The organism is Myxococcus sp. NMCA1, assembly GCF_026810205.1.
GTDB lineage: Bacteria > Myxococcota > Myxococcia > Myxococcales > Myxococcaceae > Myxococcus > Myxococcus xanthus_A.
In genome coordinates, this window is the sequence record NZ_CP113950.1 from 4,507,544 (window position 1) to 4,533,264 (window position 25,721).

The 25,721-nt window shown below is 67.3% G+C and carries 20 protein-coding genes and 1 pseudogene; 12 read left to right on the forward strand and 9 right to left on the reverse strand.

Annotation, left to right across the window (positions count from 1 at the left end):
• Positions 1-197: 197 nt before the first annotated feature.
• Both OZ403_RS18925 and OZ403_RS18930 read right to left on the reverse strand, forming a co-directional pair.
• Positions 198-2,960 (reverse strand): ABC transporter permease, encoded by a 2,763-nt coding sequence (locus OZ403_RS18925; RefSeq protein ID WP_268784773.1) that lies wholly within the window; start codon positions 2,958-2,960, stop codon positions 198-200.
• Positions 2,961-3,193: 233 nt separating this feature from the next.
• Positions 3,194-6,580, reverse strand: coding sequence for a DUF4082 domain-containing protein (locus OZ403_RS18930; RefSeq protein WP_268784774.1), 3,387 nt, complete (start codon positions 6,578-6,580; stop codon positions 3,194-3,196).
• Between the two features lie 291 nt (positions 6,581-6,871).
• Between OZ403_RS18930 and OZ403_RS18935 the strand changes: the two genes are divergently transcribed.
• Complete coding sequence (locus tag OZ403_RS18935) at positions 6,872-7,672, forward strand: hypothetical protein (RefSeq protein WP_268784775.1); 801 nt, start codon at positions 6,872-6,874, stop codon at positions 7,670-7,672.
• 248 nt (positions 7,673-7,920) lie between these two features.
• On the opposite strand, the gene OZ403_RS18940 is transcribed toward OZ403_RS18935, so the two are convergent.
• The 3 genes from OZ403_RS18940 to OZ403_RS18945 all read right to left on the reverse strand — a co-directional run bounded on the left by OZ403_RS18940 (position 7,921) and on the right by OZ403_RS18945 (position 11,978).
• On the reverse strand, positions 7,921-8,997 hold the full coding sequence (locus OZ403_RS18940; protein WP_268784776.1) for a galactose-binding domain-containing protein: 1,077 nt from the start codon (positions 8,995-8,997) through the stop codon (positions 7,921-7,923).
• Between the two features lie 1,402 nt (positions 8,998-10,399).
• Positions 10,400-10,675: a M35 family metallo-endopeptidase gene (locus tag OZ403_RS39755; protein ID WP_442929798.1), complete on the reverse strand. Its 276-nt coding sequence runs from the start codon at positions 10,673-10,675 to the stop codon at positions 10,400-10,402.
• Between the two features lie 355 nt (positions 10,676-11,030).
• The gene (locus OZ403_RS18945) at positions 11,031-11,978 is read right to left on the reverse strand and encodes a type VI immunity family protein (RefSeq protein WP_268784777.1); all 948 of its coding nucleotides are present in this window, start codon (positions 11,976-11,978) and stop codon (positions 11,031-11,033) included.
• A 185-nt stretch (positions 11,979-12,163) separates the two neighbouring features.
• Here OZ403_RS18945 and OZ403_RS18950 point away from each other — a divergent pair, with 185 nt between their 5' ends.
• From OZ403_RS18950 to OZ403_RS18965, 4 genes are all read left to right on the forward strand, one after another.
• The gene (locus OZ403_RS18950) at positions 12,164-12,346 is read left to right on the forward strand and encodes a hypothetical protein (RefSeq protein ID WP_268784778.1); all 183 of its coding nucleotides are present in this window, start codon (positions 12,164-12,166) and stop codon (positions 12,344-12,346) included.
• Positions 12,347-12,527: 181 nt separating this feature from the next.
• Complete coding sequence (locus OZ403_RS18955; RefSeq protein ID WP_268784779.1) at positions 12,528-14,246, forward strand: serine hydrolase domain-containing protein; 1,719 nt, start codon at positions 12,528-12,530, stop codon at positions 14,244-14,246.
• Between the two features lie 371 nt (positions 14,247-14,617).
• Positions 14,618-15,166 (forward strand): dihydrofolate reductase family protein, encoded by a 549-nt coding sequence (locus OZ403_RS18960; protein WP_268784780.1) that lies wholly within the window; start codon positions 14,618-14,620, stop codon positions 15,164-15,166.
• 273 nt (positions 15,167-15,439) lie between these two features.
• Positions 15,440-16,597 (forward strand): IS4 family transposase, encoded by a 1,158-nt coding sequence (locus OZ403_RS18965; RefSeq protein WP_268781588.1) that lies wholly within the window; start codon positions 15,440-15,442, stop codon positions 16,595-16,597.
• Between the two features lie 91 nt (positions 16,598-16,688).
• On the opposite strand, the gene OZ403_RS18970 is transcribed toward OZ403_RS18965, so the two are convergent.
• Entirely contained in the window at positions 16,689-17,006 is a 318-nt protein-coding gene (locus OZ403_RS18970; protein ID WP_237080418.1) for an amidoligase family protein, read from the reverse strand.
• A gap of 254 nt (positions 17,007-17,260) precedes the next feature.
• On the opposite strand from OZ403_RS18970, the gene OZ403_RS18975 reads away from it, so the two are divergent.
• Positions 17,261-17,383, forward strand: coding sequence for a hypothetical protein (locus OZ403_RS18975; protein WP_257792147.1), 123 nt, complete (start codon positions 17,261-17,263; stop codon positions 17,381-17,383).
• A 328-nt stretch (positions 17,384-17,711) separates the two neighbouring features.
• Complete coding sequence (locus OZ403_RS18980) at positions 17,712-18,209, forward strand: hypothetical protein (RefSeq protein ID WP_140791711.1); 498 nt, start codon at positions 17,712-17,714, stop codon at positions 18,207-18,209.
• 84 nt (positions 18,210-18,293) lie between these two features.
• On the opposite strand, the pseudogene OZ403_RS39760 reads toward OZ403_RS18980, so the two are convergent.
• Positions 18,294-18,873, reverse strand: a pseudogene (locus OZ403_RS39760) (ATP-binding protein).
• Positions 18,874-18,982: 109 nt separating this feature from the next.
• On the opposite strand from OZ403_RS39760, the gene OZ403_RS18990 reads away from it, so the two are divergent.
• The 4 genes from OZ403_RS18990 to OZ403_RS19005 are packed head-to-tail and all read left to right on the forward strand — an operon-like array spanning position 18,983 to position 22,618.
• Entirely contained in the window at positions 18,983-20,197 is a 1,215-nt protein-coding gene (locus OZ403_RS18990; RefSeq protein ID WP_140791715.1) for an aminotransferase class I/II-fold pyridoxal phosphate-dependent enzyme, read from the forward strand.
• A gap of 18 nt (positions 20,198-20,215) precedes the next feature.
• A complete protein-coding gene (locus OZ403_RS18995) occupies positions 20,216-21,106 on the forward strand; it encodes an HpcH/HpaI aldolase/citrate lyase family protein (protein WP_268784781.1) in 891 nt (296 codons plus the stop codon).
• On the forward strand, positions 21,103-21,630 hold the full coding sequence (locus OZ403_RS19000; protein WP_140791717.1) for a MaoC/PaaZ C-terminal domain-containing protein: 528 nt from the start codon (positions 21,103-21,105) through the stop codon (positions 21,628-21,630). The genes OZ403_RS18995 and OZ403_RS19000 overlap by 4 nt, the downstream gene beginning before the upstream one ends.
• Positions 21,617-22,618, forward strand: a complete 1,002-nt coding sequence (locus OZ403_RS19005) for an NAD(P)H-quinone oxidoreductase (protein ID WP_237080421.1) — start codon at positions 21,617-21,619, stop codon at positions 22,616-22,618. The genes OZ403_RS19000 and OZ403_RS19005 overlap by 14 nt, the downstream gene beginning before the upstream one ends.
• Positions 22,619-22,623: 5 nt before the next feature.
• Here OZ403_RS19005 and OZ403_RS19010 read toward each other — a convergent pair whose 3' ends face one another.
• Positions 22,624-23,628: a formylglycine-generating enzyme family protein gene (locus OZ403_RS19010; protein ID WP_140791720.1), complete on the reverse strand. Its 1,005-nt coding sequence runs from the start codon at positions 23,626-23,628 to the stop codon at positions 22,624-22,626.
• A 198-nt stretch (positions 23,629-23,826) separates the two neighbouring features.
• Here OZ403_RS19010 and OZ403_RS19015 point away from each other — a divergent pair, with 198 nt between their 5' ends.
• Positions 23,827-24,969: a hypothetical protein gene (locus OZ403_RS19015; protein ID WP_140791722.1), complete on the forward strand. Its 1,143-nt coding sequence runs from the start codon at positions 23,827-23,829 to the stop codon at positions 24,967-24,969.
• A 41-nt stretch (positions 24,970-25,010) separates the two neighbouring features.
• On the opposite strand, the gene OZ403_RS19020 is transcribed toward OZ403_RS19015, so the two are convergent.
• Positions 25,011-25,628 carry a hypothetical protein gene (locus tag OZ403_RS19020; protein ID WP_237078384.1) on the reverse strand — a complete coding sequence of 206 codons (618 nt, stop codon included), beginning with the start codon at positions 25,626-25,628 and terminating at the stop codon, positions 25,011-25,013.
• Positions 25,629-25,721 lie beyond the last annotated feature (93 nt).

A 25,721-nucleotide genomic window follows, 5' to 3' on the forward strand; every position in this document is an offset into this window, starting at 1 on the left:
TGGAAGGCCTGGCGAAGGGTCGGTGGTCATCGATGCGGGCTGGGGATTCCTGCTCCCCGCCAACCGGACCTATCCTTGGTTCAAGTAGCGCCGTGATGCGAAATGACGACGGCCGGGCCTCCCTGAAGGATCTCGGCCGCCGTGGCGGACTCCGCGGGCGCCCGGGCGGCCGACTCCACCCCACGGGCCCGCCTGCCTCAGTCGTGCCTGAGCGCGATGATGGGGTCCACGCGCGAGGCACGCAGCGCGGGCATCCAGGTGGCCACCAGCCCCACGCCCAGCAGCACCAGCGGCGCGGCGACGAAGGACAGCGGGTCCAGGGCGCTGACGCCGTGGACGAAGCCGGACACCACCCGCGTCAGCGCCAGCGCACCCGCGCACCCCAGCACCACCCCGCCCGCCACTGAGCCCAGGCCCTGTCGGAGCACCAGCCTCACCACATCGCCCCGCGTAGCGCCGAGCGCCAGTCGCACGCCCATCTCCCGCGTCCGCTGGCTCACCAGATAGGACAACACGCCGTAGATGCCCACTGCGGCCAGCGCGAGCGCCAGCGCCGCCATCATCCCCAGCAACATCATGTTGAAGCGCTCGGATCCGAGCGAGCGCGCGACGTGGTCCTCCAGCTTCAGCGTCTCCATCACCGGTTGCTGCGCGTCCACCGCCCACACCTCGCGCTGGACGGCCGTTACGACGTCCGCGTGGCCGCCCCTGGCGCGCACCAGCAGGTTCTGCGGAATCATCCTCACGACCATTGACGCGACGCCCTGCGACATCTGTCCCGGCGCCAGGTACAGCACCGGGGGAGGCTCGTCATTCAGGCCGTCCTCGCGCACGTCCCGCACCACGCCCACCACGACGCGGGGCACCACGTCCCGGAGGGATGGCACCGAATGCGCCACCCGGATGCGCTGGCCGAGGGGGTCCTCGCCCGGCCAGAACCTGCGCGCCGCCGTCTCGTTGATGACCACCACCGGCTCAGAGCCCGCTATGTCGTTCTCCGCCAGCAGCCGCCCGCGGACGAGGCCGATGCGCATCGCACCGAAGTAGTCCGGCGTCACCGGGCGGTACTGCCCCCAGCCCGCGCCGGGGCCGTTGTCATCCCCCGTGTACTTGCCTTCGATGGAGAACGACATGCTGGGGCCCCTGTCCATGGGCAGCGACGTGGCGAACCCGACCGCCTCCACGCCAGGCAACGCCCGCACGCGCTCCTCCACCTGCGTCTCGAAGCGCTCCAGTGCCTGCAACGTGCCGTAGCGTCCCTCCGGGAGCGACAGCCGCAGCACGTGGACGCCGTGCGGGTCGAAGCCCGGCTGCACGCTCTGGAGCGTGGAGAACCCGCGGATGAGCAGCGCCGCGCCCACCAGCAACATCACCGCCAACGCCACCTGACCCACCACCAGGAACGCGCGCGTGCGCCCGCCCCCCGGGCCCAGGGTCGCCCGCTGGCCGCCCTCGCGGAGCGCCATCTGGAGGTCCGTGCGCGACGCTTGCCACGCGGGCAACAGCCCGAACAACAGGCCCGTGAGGAGCGACGCGGCCAGCGTGAAGCCCAACACCGTGCCATCGATGCCCACCTGCGCGCCCGCGAGCCCTCCGTCCCCGGGCAGCAGAACCGAGGTGTCCGGCGCCAGCGACAACAACCCTGGCAACACCGCCACCGCCAACAGCACCCCGAGCCCTCCGCCGGCCACGGAGAGCAAGAGGCTCTCCGTGAGCATCTGCCGCGCGAGCCGCCCCGGCGCCGCGCCCAACGCCGCGCGCACCACCAGTTCTCGGTTGCGCGCCGCCGCTCTTGCGAGCTGGAGGTTTGCCAGGTTGACACATGCGATGAGCAACACCAGGGTCACCGCGCCCATCAGCACCCAGAGCGCCAATCGCGTGTCGCCCGCGAGGAATGCCCGCAGGTCCACCGGGGCGAACTCCTGGCCCTCATCAAGCAGGCCCGGGTTCTCCGCGCGCACGCGGCCCCCCAATGTCTCCAGCGCCGCCGCCGCGACGTCGGTCGAGACGCCCGGGCGCAGCCTGCCGGTGACGAAGAGGTAGTGGGAGTTGGTCCGGTCCGTGAGGTCGAGCTGGAGCGGCGTCCACAGGTGCACGCCCGTGGGGTACGCGAACGACGCGGGCGCCACGCCCACCACCGTATAGGACTCGTCGTTGAGGACGATGGAGCGGCCCACCACGTCCGGCGCGCCGCCGAAGCGCCGCCGCCACAGGCTCTCGCTGAGGACGACCACGCGAGGCCCGCCCACCACGTCCTCCTCCGGCAGGAAGCCGCGTCCCAGCCTCGGCCTCACGCCGAAGGTCTCGAAGAAGCCCTCCGTCACGCGCATGCCCGGCAATCGCTCCGGCATGCCGTCGCCCACGGCGCTGAAGCCCGAAGGCAGCACCTCGTAGGCCGCGACGCGCGAGAAGGGTGACCCCTCCGCGGACATCCACACGTATCCAGCGATGGACTGCGACGCCGACCGCCCGTGGTCCTTGGTGACTCGCACCACCTGCATCAGCCGGTCTGGCTCCGGGTACGGCAGCGGCCGCAGCAGCACCCCGTTCACCACGCTGAAGATGGCCGTGTTCGCCCCGATGGCCAGGGCCAGCGTCAGGAGACAGACCAGCGTGAACGCACGACTCTTCAGCAAGAGCCGGAGCGAGAAGCGGACATCCTCGATAAGGGGGGACACGGGGGACCTCGGGGGGCGTGTGTTCGCCCTACGGCGCACGATGAGGACCATTGCACCTTCTGCGTCCGGGTACTTGAAGTGCGTCCGCGGCTTCCAGGTGCGCGCCTGGAAGTCCCGGCCCAGGCGCAACTCCTGGTCGATGGGGTTCGGGTCCACCACTTTGCCCGGGTTCATCTTCCCCTGCGGATCCCAGATGCTCTTGAACTCGCGGAGCTGGAGGCCTACACGGACCCCGGCGTACCGCCGCTGCCGCCGCACATCACCTTCGAGCAGGCCTGGCACTTCGCATCGGCGCTCCTGGAAGGGGACGAGGACACGGCGGGTGTCATCAAGCAATCCCTCAAGGGCATGGTGGACAAGCTCCTCCCGCACAAGGGGGAGCGACCAGAAGGGCCGTCGCAACACGTCACAGGCAGGACCTCTCAGGCTTCATCCGTGGTGAAATGAAACGGGCCCCGACGCGAATGCACCGCGTCGGGCCCCGGCGGATGACGCGCCTTGGGGGCGCGAGTGACTCAGTTGTAGGTGGCGGTGTAGGTGCCGGCCAGGGCGCCGTCGATGAAGGCGAAGTCCACGCCCTTGATGGTGCGCGTCACCGTCGTCACGGCGGAGCCCGCGCGGGTGACGGACAGCAGCGTGCGGCCCGTCGTGGTGCGGGTGGGCACCATGAGGGACAGGTTGCGCGCGGGGCTCGTGAGGTTGAAGGTGAGCACCGTGCCGGTGAAGGCCACGGTGGACACCTGGGTGGCCTCGCGGGCATCGAGCCACTCCAGCAGCTGCTTCGCGGTGATGACCGGCACGCCGTCACGCTTGGCGGACGCGATGATGGCGGCCGAGCCGGAGGAGCCGGCCGACGGCTGCGAGTCGACGTGCATGTTGGCGTTGAAGGCGCCGTAGTAGCCCTTGGTGCCCAGCGCGTTGCCCAGCAGCGTGTCGATGTGCAGCGGGTAGGACTGGCCGGACTCGTCCGTCATCTGCGTGGCGAGCTGGTAGACGTCCAGCGGAGTTCCGTCCAGGTCCGCGAAGCGCATGGCCAGGCCGGAGCCGGTGAACAGGCCCGGGCGGTCCTGCACCCAGTAGTCGGGCCAGTAGTAGTAGTTGGTGTCCATGCGGATGCCGTGCAGGCGCGACACCTTGGGCTGGGTGGACCAGTCGCTGAACGCGATGCAGTGCGTGCGGTTGGTGACAGGCGCGGGGACGGCGGGGAAGGCGGACGCGAAGCTGGCGAGCTGCGGGGTGAAGAAGTTCGGGTCCAGCGTGTTGGCCGTGTAGTCCGCGCAGCCGGTGTTGATGTGCAGGGCGTACTCGAAGCCCTGGGCCACGTAGTTGTTGGCCTGGGTGGCGCTCAGTCCGCCCACGTAGTCGTAGATGGTGCCTCGGATGCACTCCCAGTCGTCCACGCTGCATCCGGTGGGGCTGTCCGCGAGGTACTGGTTCCAGCGCTGGGTGGTGGCGCCACCCGGGTGTCCGTCGCCCGTCATCACCACGACGGCCTTCTTGGCGTTGGGGAAGTACCAGAGGCGCGGCAGCGGCGTGGTGCTCGTCTGGTGCAGCACGTTGGCGAGCAGTCGCTGCTGCTCGTCCGCCTGGGGAATCTGGACCTTGGCCAGGTTCACCCAGTCCGGCTGCGGGTCGAAGGACGCGTTGCCGTAGAACATGTCGCTGGCGCGCGCGCCCGGGCCGATGGAGGAGCCGTCCCGGTTCTGTCCCTGCCACGCCGGGTTGCCTTGCCGCGTGTAGATGACGGATTTCGCCAGGTCATACATGAAGGCGGTGGCGGTGCCGCTGCCCACGGTGCGCTGGCTGACGGCGGTGAACGTCGTCGCGGTGGTGGCGTCCGAGTAGAGCGTGGCGACGGTGCGCGTGCCGGTGACGATGGTGCGCTTGTCCGCGAGGCCGTGGTACTGCATCGTCTCCGCGGTGATGCCCGTGCCCGGGGCCTGGGTGTCGTTGACCAGGATGTAGCCATTGGCCTGCGTGCCCTGAGAGGCATTGAGTCCGAGCAGCGACTGGAGGTTCGCCGCGGGCCGCAGGGCGATGAGGCTGCCGCCGGCGGTGACCCAGTGGGTGATGAGCGTCACCTGGGCCGCGCTCAGCGTCTGCTCGCCGAGCACCAGCACCTTGTAGTCATTGAGGGAAACGGAGACACCCAGGTTACCGGCATCGGTTGTTGCAAAGGCGGCGATGCCCTCGGCCTCCAGGATTTCGCGCAGGTAGTCGGTGAAGGGGTTGCCGGGAGCGGTGGCCACCAGCACGGGGCCCGCGCCGTGGATGCCCGGGCGGGGCGGAGGTCCGTAGGTCTCGAAGACGACGTCCACCCAGTAATTGGAGTTCTGGTGGCTGCCGTTGGGGAACGTGGACGAGGAGGCGTAGGCGAAGACGCCGTTGCCGCCCGAGGTGGTGGCGCCGGGCAGGGCGTGCAGCGGAGGGGCGTCCACTCCGGTGGCCAGGCCGTTGCTGTCGAACGAGTAGCCGCCGAGCGGCGCGAAGTACGACGCCACGTAGGTGGTGCCGGCGGTGATGGCGACAGGGGAGGAGAACGTCACCTCCTGCCAGCCGACGGCCGTCTCGTTGGTGAAGGTGGCGGTGGCGAGCGGCTGGCCCGTGGCGCTCCACAAATTGCCCACGTGGGTGCCGTTGTTGCCGCTGCCCTTGTAGAAGCGCACGCCCGTCACCTGTCCGTCCACGTCCGCGCGGAACTTCACGCCCACTTCGATGGCGGCGGTGTCAGGGGTGGTGGCGGTGCCGGGCGTGGCGGTGGGGGCGAAGATACGGAAGGTGTTGTCCGGGGGCTGCGTCGGGGGCAATGCGCCGGTGGCCTGGAAGACGACGTCCACCCAGTAGTTGGAGTTGCCGAAGCTGTTGCTGGGGAAGGAGCCCGCGGCGCCGTAGGTGAAGACGCCGTTGCCGCCGCTGGTGCTGCCGGGCAGCGCGAAGAGGGGCGGGGTGTCCTGGCCGCTGGCGAGGCCACCGTTGTCGAAGGCGTATGCGCCGACAGGGGCGTGGTACGAGGCGACGTAGGTGGTGTTGGCGGCGACGGCGACAGGGGAGGAGAACGTCACCTCCTGCCAGCCGGTGGCCGTCTCGGAGGTGAAGGTGGCGAAGGCCAGGCGCTGCCCGTTGGCGCTCCAGAGGCTTCCCACGTGGGTGCCGGTGTTGGCTGCGCCCTTGTAGAAGCGCACGCCCAGCACGTTGCCGCTCACGTTCGTCTTGAACTTCACGCCCAGCTCCACGGGGTCGGAGTCATTGGTGACGGAGGCGACGGCGGGCGTGGCGGTGGCGGGCCACAGGGTGACGGGCTCAGCCGGGCGAAAGACGACGTCCACCCAGTAGTTGGAGTCGCCGAAGCTGGTGCTGGGGAAGGAGCCCGCGGCGCCGTAGGTGAAGACGCCGTTGCCGCCGCTGGTGGCGCCCGCGAGCGCGTGGAGGGGAGGGGAGTCCACGGCCGAGGCCAGTCCCGCGCTGGTGAAGCCGTAGGCGCCGCCGGGCGCGTGGTACGAGGCGACGTACTGGGTGTTGGCGCTGATGCGCACGGGCGTGGAGAACGTCACCTCCTGCCAACCGGAGGCCGTTTCTCCGGTGAAGGTGGCGAAGGCGAGGCGCGCGCCAGCGGCGCTCCAGAGACTTCCCACGTGGGTGCCGGTGTTGGCGGGGCCCTTGTAGAAGCGGATGCCGAGGATGTCTCCCTCGATGTCTGACTGGAACTTCACGCCCAGCTCCACCGGGGCAAAGTCATTGGTGACGGAGGGGACGGCCGGGGTGGAGGTGGGGGCGAATAGCGTGTACGTCGGCTGGGTGCGCGCGGTGGTGGGTAGCGCGAGCAGGACGGCCGCGAGCAGCGCCAGCGCGTGGGCGCGTGGCTGTCTCGCGACCCAGTTGGGCCGTGGCTTCGAGGGTGTCATTCGGACTTTTCCTTGGGGGATGGCACGACGAGACAGAGCAGCGGCGGCATCTTGCTGTCTGCCCCTGACGTGGACAATGGCGCGAGACGTAGGTCCGCGAGTCATTGCCGCATGACGCGATTTTTGGCTTCCAGGCGGTCGGACTTTTTCGGTGTCGGTTGTCTTCAGCCGTGATGGGGACCTTGAAAAAGGGCCCGACTCCATGCCGGGGGCTAGTGAATAGGAAATCCAGCGTTTAGACCTGACACGTCGTTCACCTCGGAATGGGCTGGCAGTACCTTGAGCTGGCCTTTGCGCGAGTCCCTCTCACGCGGGCACTCGGAGCTTCCCGCCGATGTCCAAGGGGAAGCGCAGATGCGCTGCGGCTGGTATGAAGGGGGGATGTTCCATTCTTTTGCAACGAGGGTTGTCCAGCTCGACGAAATCAAGGTCCGCTTCGAGGCCGCGAACGAAGCGGAGACCTTCGGCTGGTTCGTCGAGCACTTCGAGCGGATTCAGGATCGCGCCCAGCAACAGAACAAGCCCGCTGTCGAGATCCATCTGGCGACCGGGCTCGTGCGTGCCGACAAGCTCGTCCCTGCGTCTCCGTGGATTCTCGTTGTCGATGGAGATCTCGAGGTAGCGGGTGACATCGACCTGTCGACCCAGCCTTACGAAATCAGTCTGTTCGTAGTGTTCGGCAGCGTGCATGCGAAGAATCTGCGCTTCAGCGGAAGCGCGTGCTGCTACGCGACGAAGTCGGTCGAGCTCGCGGGCGGATGCTTCGGAGATCACGGCGACGAGGCGGCCGAACTCCACACCACCCGTCTGAAGGCCCGCATGTTGATGCTCGACGGCAACACCGGAGTGAACGCTCAGCAACTCGATGCGGTGGTGTTCGCGAGCAAGGGCTGGGGCCTGCCTCGGCACTTCACCGACGATGACGTGGCCGCAGATTTCTTCGTCGCCGAGGCGCTGGATGAGGACGGCGGAATTGACGAGCGTGCGGTGTGGGAGTTGATGACGAGCGGGAAGGACCCGTTTCAGCCCGGAGCACTGGCGACGCTCAGCGCGAGGCGCGTCGATGCCGAGACCCGACTCAAGCCCCGGTAAGCCGTGCCGAAGCTCCGCAGCTCGTTGTCGGCGAGCTGTTCGTGGCCAAAGTCCGGCCTCTCCGTCGCGGGGGGCGACAACACGCGCGCCATGAAGGAGAACAGCAGCTCTTTCAGGCAAGCGCAGCGCGAGCGCCGCATCGTGCCAGCTCCGGCGCAGGGGGACGGTGTCGCCCCCTGCGCGGTGGCTGAGGAAGCCCTGGGTGGATGAGCGGCTTCGCGATGCACGAGCATCGCGAAGCCGCAGGGCTACTGCTTGCGATAGCAGAAGAACACTGGGTAATCGACGCCGGAGGTACCCAGAATCTGGACCGCCTTGAAGCCATCCGGGCAAGACGCCTGGCCGGTGAGGGGATTCACATACGGGCCGCCGCTGCCTTCACCGTACATTCCGCCAAAACGGTAGGGCGACGGCAGATGTGGCTCGTAGGGACGGTGGCAGTATCGGAGGTCGTAGTCGATGCCCGAGGACCCCAGCGCCGCGTCGGTCAGGTAGCCATCGGGGCATGAGGCGGCCTGCGTGATGTCATTCTTGTAGTCGCCGATACTCCCGAAGCCATACGCCCCGCCGAACTCCGCCAGGGGCACGCTCCCGTCCACCGCGTGGCGGCCACAGAAGTACATGTTGTAGTCGACGTTGGTCGTCCCCAGCGTCTGGTACGCCGTGTACTCCGGAGGGCAGGAGGGGCCCCCGGTATAGGGATTGACGTAGGTGCCCCCATTGAAGAACCCATACATGCCTCCGAAGTGCATGTGGGCGTCCGCCCCGAAGACCTGGACCTCGGCGAGGCTCAGGGGGTTGTTGGTGTTACCGAGCTGGACGCGGACATAGCGGGCCTTGCTGTTGATGCTGAGGGAGGTCCGCCGCGGCGCCACGCCCGCGAAGGGGTGGTCCTGCCAGGTCGTGCCGTCCTCCGAGATGCGCACCCGGAAGTTCTGGAGCCGGTCCGAGCAACAGTCGGTGCGGTTGTAGAGGACCACGTTGGAGATGAGGTGTGAAGCCTGGAGGTCGACCTGCCACCACGGCTGGGTTTGTTGGCTTTGCAGGGCGGTGTGGGTGACGGAGCCGGCCCAAAAGTCGCCGTCGGTATTTCCGTCCACCGCGAGCGACGGCTCGCCGCCGCCGCCGAGGTAGGCGCTCGACTGCAGCGCCGGCTTGCCGAGCGCGAGGTTGGGAGGCGAGAGCAACGCCTGCCGCGCGGTGGTGCCGGTGAGGTCATCTGGAGGGAGTTGCTCGGCGGAGGCGTCGGGGGAGCACGCGCCGAGGAGCGCGGCGCCCGCGATGCTGACGAGCCAGGGGAGGCGGAACATTCGGGTTGGGGACATGTATCGGTCTCTGGATGGGGTTCACGCGGCCGGAGGGGCCGGCGACATACCGACCCGCCGCGACCGCGCGCCGCTGCCCCAGAGCAGCCGACGTGCCACGGGGCCGCCGCCCAGGCTTCCGAGGGGGAGCGGCCCTTCCCCGCGTGGCGCCGGCCGTTTCCACGCGTGGAACCCGGCGGCCGACGCGTGGAAGCGTCGCCGGAAGTCTGCATTGCTCCGGGACGTGCCCAGCCATCCCCGTCCCCGGCGTGGGACCACGCCACGGCCGATGCCTCCCGACGCCCGCTCTCCGCGGAGGGCGCCCGGCTCGTCCCCGCGCTGACCATCGTCTCGCACCCGCAGATGCGCCGCGTCGGTGAGCGGCTGCTCCTAGAGGGGCTGCTGGCGGGCCGCCCGGTGCGCATGTCCTGCAGGCGCTGGTGGCCTTCGAGAGCCCTGCCGCGGTGCCCGAGGTCCTCCAGCAGCTCGCCGTGCCCGCTTCGTGGACTTGCTATCGCAGATGATCGAGGAGGACCCGGAGGCCATCCGCGGCCTCTATGACGAGCTGCGCTCGCTGGTGACGGACCTCCGCAAACACCCATGGAAGGTGCTCTAGAAGGACTGAGCCACGTGCTACGACTTTTCTCAAGAGAGCGTGGCGAAATCCATTCGCCACGCCCAAGAGCTGAGCTGCTACGACGCATTTACATCACAAAACCGACACGTTCCACTGAAGCACCACCAAAAGATCCCACAGCAATCCTTCAGTAATCAAAAGCCACACAATCGGCATCCAGGCACTCAGCTTCACACTCTGTCTTGGCCACAATCTTGGACGGTCCAGGGCAGTAATGAAAGAACAGCCCAGTGGGATCCGTCGGGCACACCCAATAACCACTTTCGCAGAGCTGCTGCTCAATGGCTTCGCCTGCCACGACGGGTGCCTCCTGATCGCCAGTGGGGCCACAAGCAATCAGTCCGGCCGCCACGAAAAGACTCGCAGAACGCCTCATATCAAACACCCTCTTGCCGGCGGAATTTCCAGCACCAAGGCCTGCTCAATCACAGGCATCTCAACGCTACCCGCCCAATCGATGACAGTCCATCAGTTGCTGCCCGCTCGCACGTTCCTTCTCAATTAAATGGCACATCCACACGCCGTCATTTCCCATTGACAAGCTCCACTCAGTCAAACCCTCAACGCCGCCCCACGCATCGGCCAGCAGCCCCCTACGAGCACTCGCGCCCTATCGTTGATGGCGTGCACCAACGCATAAGGGGGATGGGGGCCCTGTTGAGGGGAGGGAGGGTGCAGAGGGGCCGAGGAGGGCCGCTGACGGGGCCGCCCGAGCGATGCTCCCGGGCGATGGACAAGGGCGCTTGAGCCCCCTTGGGGTGCACGCCTGCCCAGGCCGCGCGCCCATCAGGTGCGTGGCAGGAGCCTGGGCCTGTTGCGGTCTTGCTCAGTTTTCAGGCGGCCTTCGCGTGCTCTTTGCACTGCAATACCGAGCTGACACTGGGGGGCTTCCTTGACGGTGCTCTTCGACACGGCCTCCAGCACGTCGCCGCAGAAGTAGGCCCAACTGTCCGCGCTACTGATCGCGCTTAGGACAGGGAACGCGGCACTGGGCGCCAGTTCCTGGTAGTCGTAGCGGAGGTCTTCCGTGGCCTGGAGCTTGTGCGTCAGTTCATGGACCACCGTCGGCGCGCAACGCTACAGCCTGGGTTTCCTTCCGTCGGGCCGGCGCCGCCCGGCCTTCAAGAAGAGTTGGTAGGTGTTGCAGGTGTCGACAGTGAAATTCATGAGCACGCTCCGTTCGTCAGTCAGCTTCAGTTCGCTGTACAGGAGAGTTCCGCCTTGTCCCACGCCAACGCGAACACTCGTGATGTGTTAAGACTCGCCGTAGAGATCACTTCTCGCAAGCCATTTGGCAGACATCCTTCGCGATCACCAGTTGGATAGTGCGGAACTCGAACTCCCTTCCGAGCGTCACTGTCTTCCCCTGGAACAGTGCTCCTGACGGTCGCGGAATTGGTTACAGGAAGGCCTGCGCTCATGCCTCGAGGCGGCGAAACCAGGACGCGGTCTCCTCGGCCTGATTCCTACTCCCCGTGGAGAACCACATCCCCTGATCGTGTGCGCGCTCGATCAGCGGACGCAGCGCCAGATGTAGCGCCCTGGCGTCCGTCGCCTGCTCTCCGCGCTCGCGATCATGCAGTGTGGGTCGTTCGCCAATCCGAAACAGCGTCCCACCCGGTGCAGGCCCGTAGGTGATTGCCGGCCCCAGGCCCTTGACCACTGCGTCCACACCTCCGAACTCGGAGAGCAGAGGCTCGCTCACCATCGTCAGCCACGCGACCGTCTTGAGCGCGTTCTGCTGCACCGCCCGATGATCTTGCGGGATGCGTATGATATCGGTCTCGGGATAACGCATCGAGGTCCTCACGGCGTACGCCTCCGCCGCTGCGGACGAGTAGCGCGTGACATGGAAGGCGAACCCGGCGGTCGCGCAGACACACGGCACAATCTCGAGCAGGCGCATCAACAGGGACTGCAGCTCGCCCGCTCGCTGAAGGCCGAGTTCCGGCGAAAACGCCAGGGTGACCGAGTTGGCGTTTTTGGACTTGAAGGACGGTGACCCCTCTTCAGCGCTGGTGAACTTGAACAAAGCCTTCGGTGCATCCATCTCGCTGTCGCCGTCCTTCAGTTCCAGCGACACGTAGTCCTTCTTGTCCAGCGGCTCGGTGGCCCATCGCGCCAGCGTGCCCAGTGTCTTCTTGGTCACCGCTCGGTGCTTGCGCATCGTCTCGGTGGCATAGAAGTGGAGTCGCTCCGGCGGACAGACGGACAGGAAGAGCTCCTGGCAGCGCAGCGCCGCATGAGGGAACTCGGCGAACGTCGCTGCGGTGAAGAGGTTGATGGAGAAGGTGAACGAGGCCTGCCGGATGCCCTCTTCGTCCCGGAGGTCGAGCGAATCTATCAGCGTTGCGGTGTCAGGCATGGGGCCGGCTCCTCGTGTCGGCGATGGGCAAATGCAGCTCACGAAGCCAGGGCTGGGAGCTACGGTCGAGTATGGTCATGCATACAATTCTACCTGGAAGAGCCCTTGACTGTGGCGAGAGCTCGCTCGACGTGTAGCCCGTGCTCGATGACGAGCGAGCAACTCCAGCCATTGTGCGCCACCTCATGGAGTCGCCCACGTCGACGCTGGAGCACCTCGGTCCGACATTGGCCCCGGTGCTGTTGGACGTGCTGGAGAATCCGGAGTCGAGCTGGGAGGAGCTGGTGCAGGTGCGCTACGTGCTCGCCCGGCGCGCCTACTCATCCATCTGCACGGCACGCGCAGGGACAAGCCCTTCGTCAGCGTGAATCTGGGCGCCAATCCAACCGGCCCGGTGGGACGCTTTCTGCCGCTCACCGCCGGATGCGCGCGACTCACCGGTGTCAGGAGGCACTTCGCAGAGAGGACCGGCTGGGGGGAACCGGGTGAGGAATCCTCTGACTTGCACGGCGGCCTTCCGCCGCGACCCGTGCAAGGAGCCTTCTTCGCATGCGACTTCCCCGTCCCTTTCTCCTGCTTGTGGCTTTCGCTGTCGCGTGGGGGCTGTCAGGCCCCAGCGCTCATGCCCAGGCGACTCGCGGCTCGCGGGCCCCGCGTCATTCACGCGTCGACGCGGTGTTCGCGCCCTGGAGCGGCAAGAGCACACCCGGTTGCGCGGTGGGCGTCTCGCGCGATGGCGTGGTGGACTACGCGCGCGGCCATGGGATGGCGAACCTGGAGTACGGCATTCCCCTCACGCCGCGGTCCATCTTCGGCATCGCCTCCATCTCCAAGCAGTTCACCGCGTTCTCCATCCGCCTCCTGGAGCAGGAGGGCAAGCTCTCGCTGGACGACGACATCCGCAAGTACCTGCCGGAGATGCCGGTCCGCGAGAAGCCCATCACGGTCGCGCATCTGCTCCACCACACCAATGGCTTGCGCGAGCAGGGCCAGTTGCTGAACATGGCCGGCTGGCGCAACGACGACGTGTACACCGAGGTGGACATCCTCTGGGCGTTGACCCGGCAGCGCGGGGTGAACTTCGAGCCGGGTGCGGAGGTTCTGTACGGCAATGCCGCGTACACGCTGCTGGCGATCATCGTGCGGCGCGCGTCCGGCAAGTCGCTGCGGGTGTTCGCCGACGAGCGCATCTTCAAGCCGCTCGGGATGACCGACACCCATTTTCAGGATGACCGGAGCGAGGTCGTGCCCCGGCGTGCTTCGGCCTACGCCGCCCGTGAGGGCGGAGGCTGGCGACTCAAGATGTCCAACAGCGACCACTACGGCGCAGGCAACCTCTACTCCACGGTCGTCGACCTCCTGAAGTGGGAGCAGAACCTGCTCGACGGACGCGTGGGCGGTCCGGCGCTGGTCGCCTTGATGCAGACCTCCGGAAAGCTGAACGACGGCACCGTCACCGGCTATGGCAGTGGTCTGCGGCTGTCGGAGTATCGCGGCCTGCGTACGGTGAGCCATGACGGCATGGATGCCGGCTACCGCACGGAGGCCACGCTCTTTCCGGACCAGCGGCTGGCTGTCGTCACGTTGTGCAACGGCTCGACGCTTGAGGCCACGGACGTCGCGTGGAAGGTGGCCGAGGTGTACCTGGGGAACGTCATGAAGGACACGATGCCGCCCGCCGTGGCTCTGCCAGAGACGGAGCTGCCCGCGCTGGCCGGCGCCTACTGGAGTCCCCAGACGGATGAAGTGGTGAGGTTGGAGGTCAAGGACGGGGCGCTGTGCCAGGTCGGCGTGCCCAAGCCGTTCGTGCACATCGGCCAGGGCCTCTTCCGCCCGGGCGAGTCCACGCATGTGTGGCGTTTCTCCGCGCCGGCCAAGGCCGGTGGCCCGCGTGAATTGAGCATCCGGGACGCGTGGCCGACGACGCGTGACTTCATCCGTGTGTCCGAGCCCCTGCCCACGAACGCCGAACTCGCTGCCTTCGTCGGCCAGTATCGTAGCGACGAGCTCGACACGATCTACACCGTGCGCATCGCGGACGGCAGGCTGGCCATCCAATGGTCCCGCCGGGACGAGGTCATGCTGGACGCCGTGGGAGGGGCCCGTTTCCTCGGCTCGCTGGGCGCGGTGTCCTTCACGCGGGCGGCTTCTGGTGGAGTCGACGGGCTGATGATCAGCAACCGTCGTCTTCGCCGTCTGCGCGCTGACCGCGTGGGCCCGGCACCTCAGCCACCTGCCGTGAGCACGAGCGACTCAGGCCGACGCTGACTCCTGGTGACGGGCGGGCCATCCACGACCACCGGCTCATCCACCCAGGTGGCTCCCGCGTGGCCCTCGTGCCGGGGCCAACCTCGCACATGCCGCGGGCAAGCCCAGGTGCTCCAGAATCACCCGCACCCCGGGGGCCCCCTCGCTTTCCACCCACAGTCATCGATGTGGGTGGAAAGCGATCGAGCCGGCCGCGTGTCGCGGCAGCTTGGTATGTCCCGAGACCGCCTCCCCATTGCTCCACCTTCCTTCTTCGCCGCTACAGGAACTCGGTGGCCCCGTACGCGCCGCGCTCACTCGCCTTTGACGTACGCATGACGCAGCGACCGGATTTTGGGTAGATACAACCCCATCGACGGTATTCATGCGTAATGCGACCCCTTCGGTACTCCATCAACGTCACATTGGACGGGTGCTGCGATCATCGTGAGATACTCGCGGACAATGACCTGCATCGTCACGCGCGCGAGAATCTCGACCAGGCGGATGCGCTCCTCTTTGGGCGGGTGACCTACGAAATGATGGAGGCAGCATTTCGACCGCCAACGCGAACGGGGGCGATGCCTGACTGGATGGAACCCTTCGCTCGGACGATTGACGCGGCAAAGAAGTACGTCGTGTCGAGCACCCTGGAGCGGGTCGATTGGAACGCGGAGCTCGTGCGCGGGGATCTGGAGAAGGTCGTTCAGCAGCTCAAGCGGGAGCCGGGTAAGGGATTGTTCGTGGGAGGCGTGAAGCTCCCTCTTGCGTTGGCGGAGCTGGGATTGATCGATGAGTACGAGTTCGTGGGGCATCCCAGGCTCGTGGGTCATGGGCCGACCTTGTTCGCGGGGCTATCGAAGCATGTCGACTTGAAGCTCGTGAGCCGGCTGGAGTTCGACTCGGGGGCGGTGGCGCTGCGGTATGAGCCGAGAAGGTAGCCATCGGGCTTGTGCCCCTCCCTGTATCAGGGAAGATGTCGCCTGGGCGGACTCGCCGAGCTGTTGATGCCCTCTGCGCGCGCCTCTCTCACTCGCCTTGACGCACTGCTGAACGCAGCCTTGGCGCGCGCATGACGCAGCGACCGGATTTTGGGTAGGTCAGGTATTAGGGCTGAGCCCTGAGCGATCCCCTCATTTCAGCGAGCTGCTCACCAGCCGCCTGCCAGCCGGCTCCGTGCGAGGTGGGGGTGGTGGGAGGCAGAAGGAGAGGCCATGCTGGTACGCAAGGTGGCCATCAACGAAGAGCAGGTGCGGACGTTCCTGTCGAACTTGTTCGAGGAGGACCTGCACGCCAAGCGGGTGTTGTCGCTGTCGCACGCGACGTTGGGCGTGGTGCACGCGGCCTCCTTGTCGGTGCACGCCATTGGCCAAGCGCTGGCATGGGCACGGGGCGGCGTGCAGAAGCACGGCATCAAGCAGGTGGACCGGCTGCTGTCCAACGAAGCCGTGGACGTGTGGAAGTTGGCGGCCGCATGGGTGCCGTACGTGCTGGCCGAGCGCGACGAGGCGCTGGTGGCGCTGGACTGGACGGACTTCGACGCCGATGACCACACCAGCCTGGTGGCCAGCCTCGTCACCTCGCATGGGCGCGCCACGCCCTTGTTGTGGCTGACGCTTCAGAAGAGCGCCCTGGCGGGCAACCGGGCCCAGGCGGAGGATGAGTTGCTGCTGCGGCTCAAGGAGTGCGTGCCCGACGGGGTGAAGGTGACGGTGCTGGCGGACCGGGGCTTCGCGGACCAGCGGCTGTACGCCTTCTTGGCGCAAGCGGGCTTCGAGTACGTGGTGCGTTTTCGCAAGAACGTGCAGGTGGAGGTAGCCGGCGGCTCGCGGTGTCCGGCGGTCGAGTGGATGCCCACCAGCGGGCACGCGAAGAAGCTGACGAATGTGCACGTCACGGCGGACCGAATGCCGGTGCCGGCGGTGGTGCTGGTGCACCAGAAGGGCATGAAGGAGCCGTGGTGTCTGGCCACCAGCCTGGGCAGTGCCAGCGCGCGCCAGGTGGTGGACCTCTACTCCCGACGCTTCTCGTGTGAGGAGACGTTCCGGGACGTCAAGGATTTGAGATTCGGCATGGGGCTGTCCGCGGTGCGCGTGAAGAGTCCCGAGCGGCGCGACAGGCTGCTGCTGGTGAGCGCACTGGCTCAGGTCCTGCTGACACTGCTGGGCGCCGCCGGAGAGAGCCTTGGCATGGAGAAGGGATTGAAGGCCAACACGGCCAAGACGCGCACCTACTCACTCTTCCGTCAGGGCTGCATGTATTACCAGGCCATCCCCATGATGAGGGAGGAGCGACTGCTTCCGCTCGTCGAGCGCTTCGCCGAACTCCTTCACCGCCACCCCGTCTTCCAGGAAACTCTCGGCTTCATATGAGGGGATGGCTCAGGGCTGAGCCGGGAGGACGATCGAGAACGGATACCGGCCCTCGTCTCGGAGGTCCGGGTCATAGGGCCCCGTGGGCAGATCACTCGTTCGCGTGCATCGTGCCGTTGACGTACCTGAATTCAATCGTGCCTCTGAAGAAGAGGCTATTGAGGTTGAGGCCGTGGTAGCGGCTGGAGTCGTAGCGGTTGAGTATGCTGTTGCGGCGCCCGTACCAAGCCTCATTCACCTCCTGTAGGTTGCGCGGGCGCCGGGCCTCCAGCCGCTGGAGGATGGCCGCGTCGATGGGGCGGCAGTTCCGGACCAGCCGCGCCGCGCTTACCCCGAGTGCTGTCTCCAGGAGGCGCTCCTGCTTGTGCCCAACCGTCTCAATCTCAATCCCAAACCGGAGCGTCTTCATGGCGTTTGCCTCTCGCATTCTCGCGAGGCTGTGGCGCCCGTCGCGAAAAACATACGCGCTCTGGTGTGCGAATGAGGCAAGTCATCTTCGACGTCTGGTGGGTGGATTTCGGTGTCTGGATTGATTGCGTGAAATCGCAAGGGTTCACGCCTGCTCTCTGAAGCTGGAGCGCGGCCGGCCCGCCTGCGTTGGGCAGCAGGCGGAACTTCAGTGTGTTTGGGCGGCGAACATCCGCACGGAACAGAGTCGCCGCAATGAATGAACCGATTCTCTGCATCGCGCTGGGTGACGCCTTCGATGGTGTCCCTAACCCGAAGTTCGATCGCTGCGCCCTGGACGCGTCAAAGCTGCGGCAGACGGTGCGTCAACGCGGGTGAGCAGTCATTAGCCTCCTGCTCGCACCGGCATACAGCAGGCCTGCGCGCTGGGCGGGCAACAGACTGCACTCCAAGTCTGCTCTCACCGGCCCTCTCAAGAAGGCCCTCATCCTGGAGCCATTCACGCCGGCGAGAGCCGGAATGTCTCACGACAGGGACGGAAGTCGTGTGTGTCTTGTGGCGGATCCAGCGTCAAGCTAGGGGTATGTCCCCCAGGGCTGGCGGAGACGGCATCCAGAGTGGTGTCGATATGGGCCGTGTGCTAAGCGCCTGGCGCGCCTGCGCAGGTTTTCGGCGACGAAAAAGTCACGCTCTAGGACAACGCGACATGAAAATGACTTCGGAAAGAATCTCCCGGTGGGCAACCAGTGCTCTCTCGGTACGGGGCCCTATGATCGTGGCGTTTCTCGCCATACTCGTCGTGCAAACCGCATGGACAAACACGTTCCTCGGAATCGACCTGGATTTCCTGATGCAGAACCGGGGGATTCTCCTACTCGTTCTATTTGGGGTGCTGTTCGTCCTTGACGGCCTCAGGATAGGCCTCCACAAGTTCCTCTCGTCACGCGCCCAGGGGGACGACAGCGACGTGAAGGACGAGCAGGAACATGTCACCGCGATATTCTCTCTTGATAAAGCAGACCCGGCGAAGCCAGGGGCGCTCGTGGGCATGGAACACCTGCAAGAGAAGCACAACTTCGACGCGCTGGACTGCCCGGAATGCGACGGAGAGGGGTGCAAAGGCTGCGACGACGGTGGCCTCATCCTCGTCTGGGAGAAGGAGCCCTGCGGCCCAGATTGTCCCATCCTGGCTACCAAGCAGTGATACTGGGCGCGGGTCAGCCGAGGGGTGAGCCTCAATGGTCACGTGAAAACCGGCCAAAGGGAGAGGACCGAGACAGGAGGACTCCTACCCCGCGGACTCAGAGGTCCGCACCTCCATGGCCCCCTTGGTGTCCTTGGTGTGCCAGCAGCGGGGACCGAATCGGAAGACGTGGGCATGGTGCAGCAGACGGTCGAGCATGGCGGCCACGGCGGCGTTGTCGCCCAGGAGCTTCCCCCAGTCCTCCACGGGCCGGTTGGAGGTGATGAGGGTGGCGGCCTTCTCGCAGCGGCGCATGATGAGCTCGAGCAGGTCCTCGGCAGCGGTGGCCCTGGGACTGGATGAAGGCGCGGCCGAGGGACTGGGCGATGTGACTCTTGCCGGGGCCTGGAGGGCCGAGGAAGAGCGCGTCATCGGTTCGCTCCACGAAGCCGCCGGTGGCCAGCTCGAAGACGAGGCGGCGATTCCCCCTGTGTCTGAGAAGAAGTCGCCTCGGCTGACGTGCCGAGCTGACAACGCCTTGGGGGCGAGACCTGGCGTCTGCCGCGGCGCACGCATGCCCGGCTACATACCAAGCGGGCTCAGCGGACTTCTGATGCGCGCGTAGCAACCCCGTCTGACATGGGCGGGTCAAACCGGCACCTGGGCTCTGACTCCAAGTTTCCACTGCGGTTGTGCGCGCGAACGATGGCTCGTGAGCAATTCAAGGGCAGGTCTTCCCAGCAAGGCGTGAATAGTCAGAACATGGTCGGCGCGCGCTCTTGAAGGAGGCGTCGATGGAAGGGAAGAACCGGTACCGCAACAGCGAGTCGATGATTCTCCACGGCAACCCGTCCTTCCAGGCGGCGAAGGAGGCGGGGCTGTTGGACCTGGCGGTCCACAACACCGGGCACGGCACGCTCGCGCTGCCGGACGGCCGCGAGTTCATCAACATGTGTTCGTGTTCCTACCTGGGCCTGGACGCCGAGCCCGAGGTGCTTCAGGGCGCCATCGACGTGCTCCAGCGCGAGCGGACCATGGACATGGCCATCTCCCGGCTGCGCATCCGGCTGGCCATCCTGGACGAGCTCGAAGCGCGGCTGTCCACGCTCTGGCGCTCGAAGGTCATCGTCACCACCACGGCGAGCTACGCCAGCGCGGGCTTGTTGCCGCTCATCGCTTCCGGGCACCTGCTGCCGGAGGGCCCGCGGCCCGTCGTGGTGTTCGACAAGTCCGCGCACTTCTCGATGAACCTCATCAAGCCCATCTGCGCGGACGAGACGGAGGTGCTGACGTCGCCGCACAACGACCTCGAGTTCGTCGAGGACGCCTGTCGCAAACATGCGCGCGTGGCCTACGTCGCGGACGGCTTCTATTCAATGGGCGGCGCGGCGGTGGTGAAGGAGTTGCTCGCGCTCCAGGACCGCTACGGCCTGTTCCTGTACTTCGATGACTCCCATGCGCTCTCCGTCTATGGCGAGGCGGGGGAAGGCTTCGTGCGGACGCTGGCGGGAAGCGAGCTGAACCCGCGCACCATCATCATCGCGTCACTGGGGAAGGGCTTCGGCACCGCGGGTGGCGCTGTCATGCTCGGGCCGAGTCAGCACGCGGACCTGGTGGGCCGCTTCGCCGGGCCGCTGGGCTGGTCGCAGAGCCTGTCCATTCCGGCCATTGGCGCCAGCATGGCCTCCGCGCGCATCCACGGCACGCCGGAGCTGGCGAAGCGGCAGCAGGCCCTGCGCGCCAACATCCGGTTCTTCGACGAGCGCATACCAACGCGGACCGCGGGCGAGGACTTCCCCATCAAGGTCATCGACGTGGGCCCGGAAGAAGTCGCGGTGGAGCGCTCGCGGCGGCTGCTGGAGCGCGGGTTCTATTCGTCGGCGGTGTTCTTCCCCATCGTTCCGAAGGGACGCGCGGGCCTGCGCATCATGTTGCGGTCCAACCTGTCGCAGGCGGACGTGCAGCGCTTGTGCGACGCCGTGCGGGAGATTTCCGCACCCACAGCCTGAGTGAGTGGAGGTGGCGTCATGCCGTTGTCCGTTGCTTGCAGGTCCATGCTGGTGACGCCCGCCCTGGAGCCAACGCGCTTCGACAAGGCGGCCGAGGTGGGCGCGGATGTGGGGTTGCTGGACCTGGAGGACGGCGTGCCCTGGGCCTTCAAGTCCGAGGCGCGCCGCCTGGCCACCGAGCACCTGGCGCGAGGCCGCCGTTCGGGCCCCATGGCGTTGCGAATCAACAGCCTTCGCACGGAGGACGGGCTCCGGGACGTGCTCGCCCTGCTGGACACGGGGGCCCGGCCCGACATCGTCCTGCTTCCCAAGGTGGAGTCACCCGCCGAGCTGCAACAACTCGACGCGCTGCTGAGTCCCCGGCTGCCGGACGTGGCGCTGCTGGCCATCATCGAGACGTCTCGGGGTGTGGCCTCGGTGGATGACATCGCGACCGCCACGCCGCGGCTCCAGGGGCTCGTGTTCGGATCGGCCGACCTGTCCGCGCAGCTTGGAATCCCGCTGACGTGGGAACCCATGCTGTACGCGCGCTCGCGAATCGCCATGGCGGCGGGGACGGCGGGGCTGTCCGCCATCGACTCACCGTGCTTCGACCTGGCGGACCTGGACGCGGTGGAAGAGGAGACGCGCCGCGCCCGGGCGCTGGGGTTCGTCGGGAAGATTGTCATCCACCCGGCCCAGGTGGCCGCCGTCCACCGGGCCCTGCGTCCGTGCGCGCGCTCGGTGGACCATGCGCGCCGCGTGGTGGCGCAGGCGGAGGATGGGAAGGGCGGCATCCGGCGCCTGGGCAACGCCATGGTGGGGCCTCCGCTGGTGGCGGCGGCGCGGCGGGTCCTGGCCAACGAGCACCGGATGGAGGAACTGGAGTCTACGCCCCGGCGGCAGGGCGCCAGGACAGGAGACACATGAAGAAGATGGTCACCGCCCACAAGAAGGTGGGCAAGCAGCGCTACCGCGAGACGCACGGCCTCTACTTCGACGACTTCGAAGTGGGAGACGTGTTCGAGCACCGGCCGGGGCGCACCCTCACCGACGTGGACAACATGTGGCAGTCCCTGCTGTGCCTCAACACGCATCCGCTGCACATCGACGCGGTGTATGCCAGCAAGACGGAGTGGAAGAAGCCGCTGATGTCCAGCCTGGTGACGCTGGCCATCGTCGGCGGCATGAGCCTCAACAGCACCAGCGCGAAGGGCGTGGCGAACCTCGGCTGGGACAAGGTCCGGCTGACGGCGCCCGTCTTCGTGGGAGACACCATCTACGCGGAGAGCCGCGTGCTGGCCAAGCGCATGTCCCGCTCCCGTGGAACGCAGGGCATCGTCTCCGTGGAGACGAAAGGCGTGAAGGCGGACGGCACCGTGTTCATGACGTTCGAGCGCTCGTTCCTGGTGCCGCTCAAGAAGCACAGTGTGGACGTGGATGCGAACTACTGAAGCGGGGATGCGCGCGGTGACGCAGGACCGGCCCGGCGGTCCGGAGGTCTTCCGGCTGTGCGAGCTGCCGCGTCCAGCGCCAGGCCCGCGTCAGCTCCGCGTCCGGGTGCGCGCGTCCGCTCTGAACCGCGGCGACATCCTCCAGCGCAGCGGGGCCTATCCGCTGCCACCAGGTGTGACCAGCCCGCTGATTGGCGTGGAGGTCGCGGGCGAGGTGGAGGCGTGCGGCGCTGAGGTGCGTGACTTCGAAGCCGGCCAGCGAGTCTTCGGTCTGGTGGATGGTGGAGGCTACGCGGAGGCATGCCTCATGGAAGCGGGGATGGCCATCCCCATGCCGGCCCACTGGAGCTTCGTGGAGGCGGCGGCGACACCAGAGGCCTTCTTCACCGCGCACGAAGCCTTGCTGGAGCAGGGCGGCCTGCGCGCGGGCCAGTCGGTGCTCATCCACGCGGGAGGCAGTGGCGTTGGCACCGCGTGCATCCAGGTGGCCCGCGCGGTGGGCGCGCGGGTGTTCTTCACGGTGAGCACCGAGGAGAAGCGCCGCCGCTGCCTGGCCCTGGGCGGTGAGGCGGGCGTGCTGCGCACCGAGCAGGACTTCGCGCGGGAGTTGTCCGTCCTCACGGGAGGTGCGGGGGTGGACATGGTGGCGGACTTCGTGGGCGGCGCGGCCCTGGCGCGGAACCTGTCCGTGTTGAAGTTCGGCGGCTGCCTGCTCCTGCTGGGCGTGTTGGAGGGGATGGAGGGCGCGCTGGACGTGCGGCAGGCCATCCTGCGCCGGCTCCAGCTTCGCGGCATGTCGCTGCGCCCGCTGCCCTTGGAAGAGAAGGTGGCCGTCACGCGCCGCTTCCGCGAGCGGTGGTTGCCGGAGCTGGAAGCGGGGCGGGTGCATCCCATCATCGACTCCACGTTTCCGCTGGAGCGCGTGGCGGACGCGCACCGGCGCATGGAGTCCAATGCCAGCTTCGGGAAGATTGTCCTGGAGCTGTAGGCGGCTCAGGGGCGGACGACGCAGCGGAACCCGATGTGCGACGTGCCGCTGTCCACTGCCTGGGGTGAGCGCGCCGCCGGGCGGTACCGCAGGCAGTAGTTCGGCGCGCACAGGTGGCTGCCACCCTTGAGGACGCGGCGGGGAATCTTCACCTTCGGCAGGCACGGGTCCAGGCTGCGATCCGATGTGGCCGGTCCCCGCGGATTGACGGGGATGCAGCAGGGCTTTCCGCCGTTGCCCTCGTGCCGCTCCTGGTACCAGTCCGAGGTCCACTCCCACACGTTGCCGGCCATGTCGAAGAGGCCGTAGGCGTTCGGTGGGAAGTTGCCCACCGGGGACGTGCCCTCGAAGCCGTCCGTGTTCAGGTTCTGCCAGGGGAACTCGCCCTGCCAGGTGTTGGCCATCAGCTTGCCACCCGGCGCGAACTCGTCGCCCCAGACGTAGACCTTCCGCTCCAGGCCCCCGCGCGCGGCGTACTCCCATTCCGCCTCGGTGGGCAGCGCCTTGCCCGCCCAGTGTGCATAGGCGAGCGCGTCCTCGAAGCAGACGTGCACCACCGGGTACTGCTCGCGTCCCTGCCAAGTGCTGTCCGGGCCTTCGGGGTGCTTCCAGCAGGCGCCCGCCGTGTAGAGCCACCACTGCGTCAGGTCACGCAGGTCCACGCGAGCGAGCGTCTTCTTGAAGACGAGCGAGCCCGGGACGAGCAGCGCTGGATTCGCGCCGGGAAAGTCGTCGGGGTTCAAGGGGCGCTCGGCCACGGTGACGTAGCCGGTGGCATCCACGAAGCGCGCGAAGTCCGCGTTCGTCACCAGCTGGCTGTCCATCCAGAAGTCCGTCACCGTCACCTGGTGCGTCGGCCGCTCCTCCGGATAGTGGTGGTCCGAGCCCATCCAGAACGTCCCACCGGGGATGTAGACCATGCCCGGCAGCGAGCGGGCTTCCTGTCCCGCGCCGTCCTCGAGGGGCCGGCCGCCCTGGGCCGCGACTTCGTCGATGACGTCGATGCTCATGTGCGTGCCTCCTTCCCTGCGAGAACGGAGGGGCGCGCCGTGCCCCGGCAGCAAACGTGGGGGCCGCGCGGCACGGAACAATCCGGCCCTCGGGGGTAGGCCTCGTGTCCGCGCCTGCTCCTGCCGGTCGTCCCTGGCGCCCGGCCGGGGGCCGCTTGTGGGTTCCTGGACGCATCCCCACCGTGGAGACGGCGCCTCATGGACCCGCACTCGACGATTGCCGAATTCTCCCTGGTGAAGGGCGGGCTGCTCTTCGAGACCGAGCGCCGGCTCCGGCGCGGTCCGCGCAAGCGTTATGACCCCGTGTTGCGGGCGCTGGCCTTCTCGGCGATCGGCTGGTTGCCTCTGCTGCTCTTCACGCTGCCTTCGGGCGGGCCGACCGTGGGCTCCCTGTTCAAGGAACTCCAGGTTCATGCGCAGTTGCTGGTGGCGCTGCCCGCGCTCCTCGCCGCGGAGCCCTACATCGACGGCCGCCTGGCTTTCGCGGTCCGCCAGTTCCTCAATTCGAACCTGGTGGCGACGGACGGCCTCCAGACGTTCGAAGCGGATGCCCGGCGCGCCATGCGGTGGCGGGACAGCTATATCGCGGAGGCGCTGCTGCTCATCCTGGCGTACGCACTCACGTTCATTACCCCGGCTGACCCCACCCGGACGTGGACCCTCAGCGGCGACGGGTTCTCCATGGCGGGGTGGTGGAACCTCGCCGTGAGCCAACCCCTGTTCCGTTTCCTGGCGCTCCGGTGGATCTGGCGTGGCGTCGTGTGGAGCGCCTTCCTGCTGCGGGTGTCACGTCTGCCGTTGACCCTGGTTCCGACACATCCGGACATGATGGGCGGGCTCGGGTTCCTGCCCATCTGCCAGGCCAGCTTTTCGCCCGTGGTGTTCTCCCTGGCCGTGGTGGTGGCGGCATACACGTCCCGGGTGGAGCCCAAGGACCTGTCGGCCAACCCCACGGCCTACGTGATTCCGCTGGTGGTCATCGCGGCCGGAGCGGTGGTGCTGGTGTTCGCGCCGATGAGCTTCTTCGTGCCTCAGCTCGTGCGAGCGAAGCGGATCGGTGACGAGGACTTCTCGAAGGTCGCGTCCAAGCACTCGCGGCAGTTCGAACACAAGTGGTTCCGGGGCGGACCGGAGTCGGAGCTGCTGGGCGCGCCGGAGATGTCCTCGCTGGCGGACATCGGCACGGCCTTCACCCTGTCGCGGAGGATGCGCCTGTTGCTCTGGGACAAGATGGCCCTGCTGGCCGTGGTGGGGGCGGCGCTGGCGCCACTGCTCATGTTGCTGGTGATGGACCGGCAGTTCATCTCCGTCCTCAAGTTCATCCACGATGGCTTGAGGTGACGCGGGCCCGGAGGGCTCCGGGCCCGGTCCTGCCGATGCGCTCAGAACGTGGCGCCGACGTTCAGCGTGGCGTTGTAGCTGGAGCCTCCCGCGAACGTGACATCTGTCAGGGGCTGGTTCTCCGCGGGCGGCAGCGTGGGGACGAGCTCCTGGTTGAAGAGGAGGTTGTAGTTGGCCCGCAGGTCCGCGGTGAAGGAGCCGGTGTAGAAGCGCAGCCCCGCGCCCAGCGGCACGGCGCCGGCGGTGTCGTCGCGGTAGCCCAGCGCTTCCGCGCCGCGGCGGACGTTGTACCAGTTCATGCCGAGGCCGCCGAGGAGGTACGGCTGCACGGGGCTCGCCGTCAGGCCGATGGTGGCCACGGCCTGACCTCCGTTGCGGACGATGTCCGGGTTTCGTGCCAGGTCCTCCAGGCCGCGCCGGTCGAGCTTGTTGATGGCTCCGGTGTAGCCCAGCTCGATGCCCAGCACGGTGGACGGTTTGAGCGTGGCCGTGGCGCCGTACGCCGCGCCCGGATCGATTCGGGGGGCCAGCCCACCGCTGTAGCCCTCCACGCCGCCGCCCACGGTGACGGTGAGCCCGCGCATGTCGGACTCGTTCTTGGCCAGCGCCGTGCCTCCGCACAACGCGCCCGCGACGACCAGTGCCTGGATTCGTTTCATTTCGAGCGCCTCCAACAGACGGGGTTGTTCCGCCAGGAAGCTGGGGCCGCGGACAGGCCGGTTCAAGGCGAGCCGGCAAGGCATCTCCGCGAG

Excerpts from the sequence above, each read along its gene's own strand:
- OZ403_RS18930 (WP_268784774.1), bottom strand. The coding sequence starts at position 6,580 with ATGACACCCTCGAAGCCACGGCCCAACTGGGTCGCGAGACAGCCACGC.
- OZ403_RS18940 (WP_268784776.1), bottom strand. The coding sequence starts at position 8,997 with ATGTCCCCAACCCGAATGTTCCGCCTCCCCTGGCTCGTCAGCATCGCG.
- OZ403_RS18945 (WP_268784777.1), bottom strand. The coding sequence starts at position 11,978 with ATGCCTGACACCGCAACGCTGATAGATTCGCTCGACCTCCGGGACGAA.
- OZ403_RS18950 (WP_268784778.1), top strand. The coding sequence starts at position 12,164 with ATGGAGTCGCCCACGTCGACGCTGGAGCACCTCGGTCCGACATTGGCC.
- OZ403_RS18955 (WP_268784779.1), top strand. The coding sequence starts at position 12,528 with ATGCGACTTCCCCGTCCCTTTCTCCTGCTTGTGGCTTTCGCTGTCGCG.
- OZ403_RS18960 (WP_268784780.1), top strand. The coding sequence starts at position 14,618 with ATGCGACCCCTTCGGTACTCCATCAACGTCACATTGGACGGGTGCTGC.
- OZ403_RS18965 (WP_268781588.1), top strand. The coding sequence starts at position 15,440 with ATGCTGGTACGCAAGGTGGCCATCAACGAAGAGCAGGTGCGGACGTTC.
- OZ403_RS18970 (WP_237080418.1), bottom strand. The coding sequence starts at position 17,006 with ATGAAGACGCTCCGGTTTGGGATTGAGATTGAGACGGTTGGGCACAAG.
- OZ403_RS18975 (WP_257792147.1), top strand. The coding sequence starts at position 17,261 with ATGAATGAACCGATTCTCTGCATCGCGCTGGGTGACGCCTTCGATGGT.
- OZ403_RS18980 (WP_140791711.1), top strand. The coding sequence starts at position 17,712 with ATGAAAATGACTTCGGAAAGAATCTCCCGGTGGGCAACCAGTGCTCTC.
- OZ403_RS18990 (WP_140791715.1), top strand. The coding sequence starts at position 18,983 with ATGGAAGGGAAGAACCGGTACCGCAACAGCGAGTCGATGATTCTCCAC.
- OZ403_RS18995 (WP_268784781.1), top strand. The coding sequence starts at position 20,216 with ATGCCGTTGTCCGTTGCTTGCAGGTCCATGCTGGTGACGCCCGCCCTG.
- OZ403_RS19000 (WP_140791717.1), top strand. The coding sequence starts at position 21,103 with ATGAAGAAGATGGTCACCGCCCACAAGAAGGTGGGCAAGCAGCGCTAC.
- OZ403_RS19005 (WP_237080421.1), top strand. The coding sequence starts at position 21,617 with ATGCGAACTACTGAAGCGGGGATGCGCGCGGTGACGCAGGACCGGCCC.
- OZ403_RS19010 (WP_140791720.1), bottom strand. The coding sequence starts at position 23,628 with ATGAGCATCGACGTCATCGACGAAGTCGCGGCCCAGGGCGGCCGGCCC.
- OZ403_RS19015 (WP_140791722.1), top strand. The coding sequence starts at position 23,827 with ATGGACCCGCACTCGACGATTGCCGAATTCTCCCTGGTGAAGGGCGGG.
- OZ403_RS19020 (WP_237078384.1), bottom strand. The coding sequence starts at position 25,628 with ATGAAACGAATCCAGGCACTGGTCGTCGCGGGCGCGTTGTGCGGAGGC.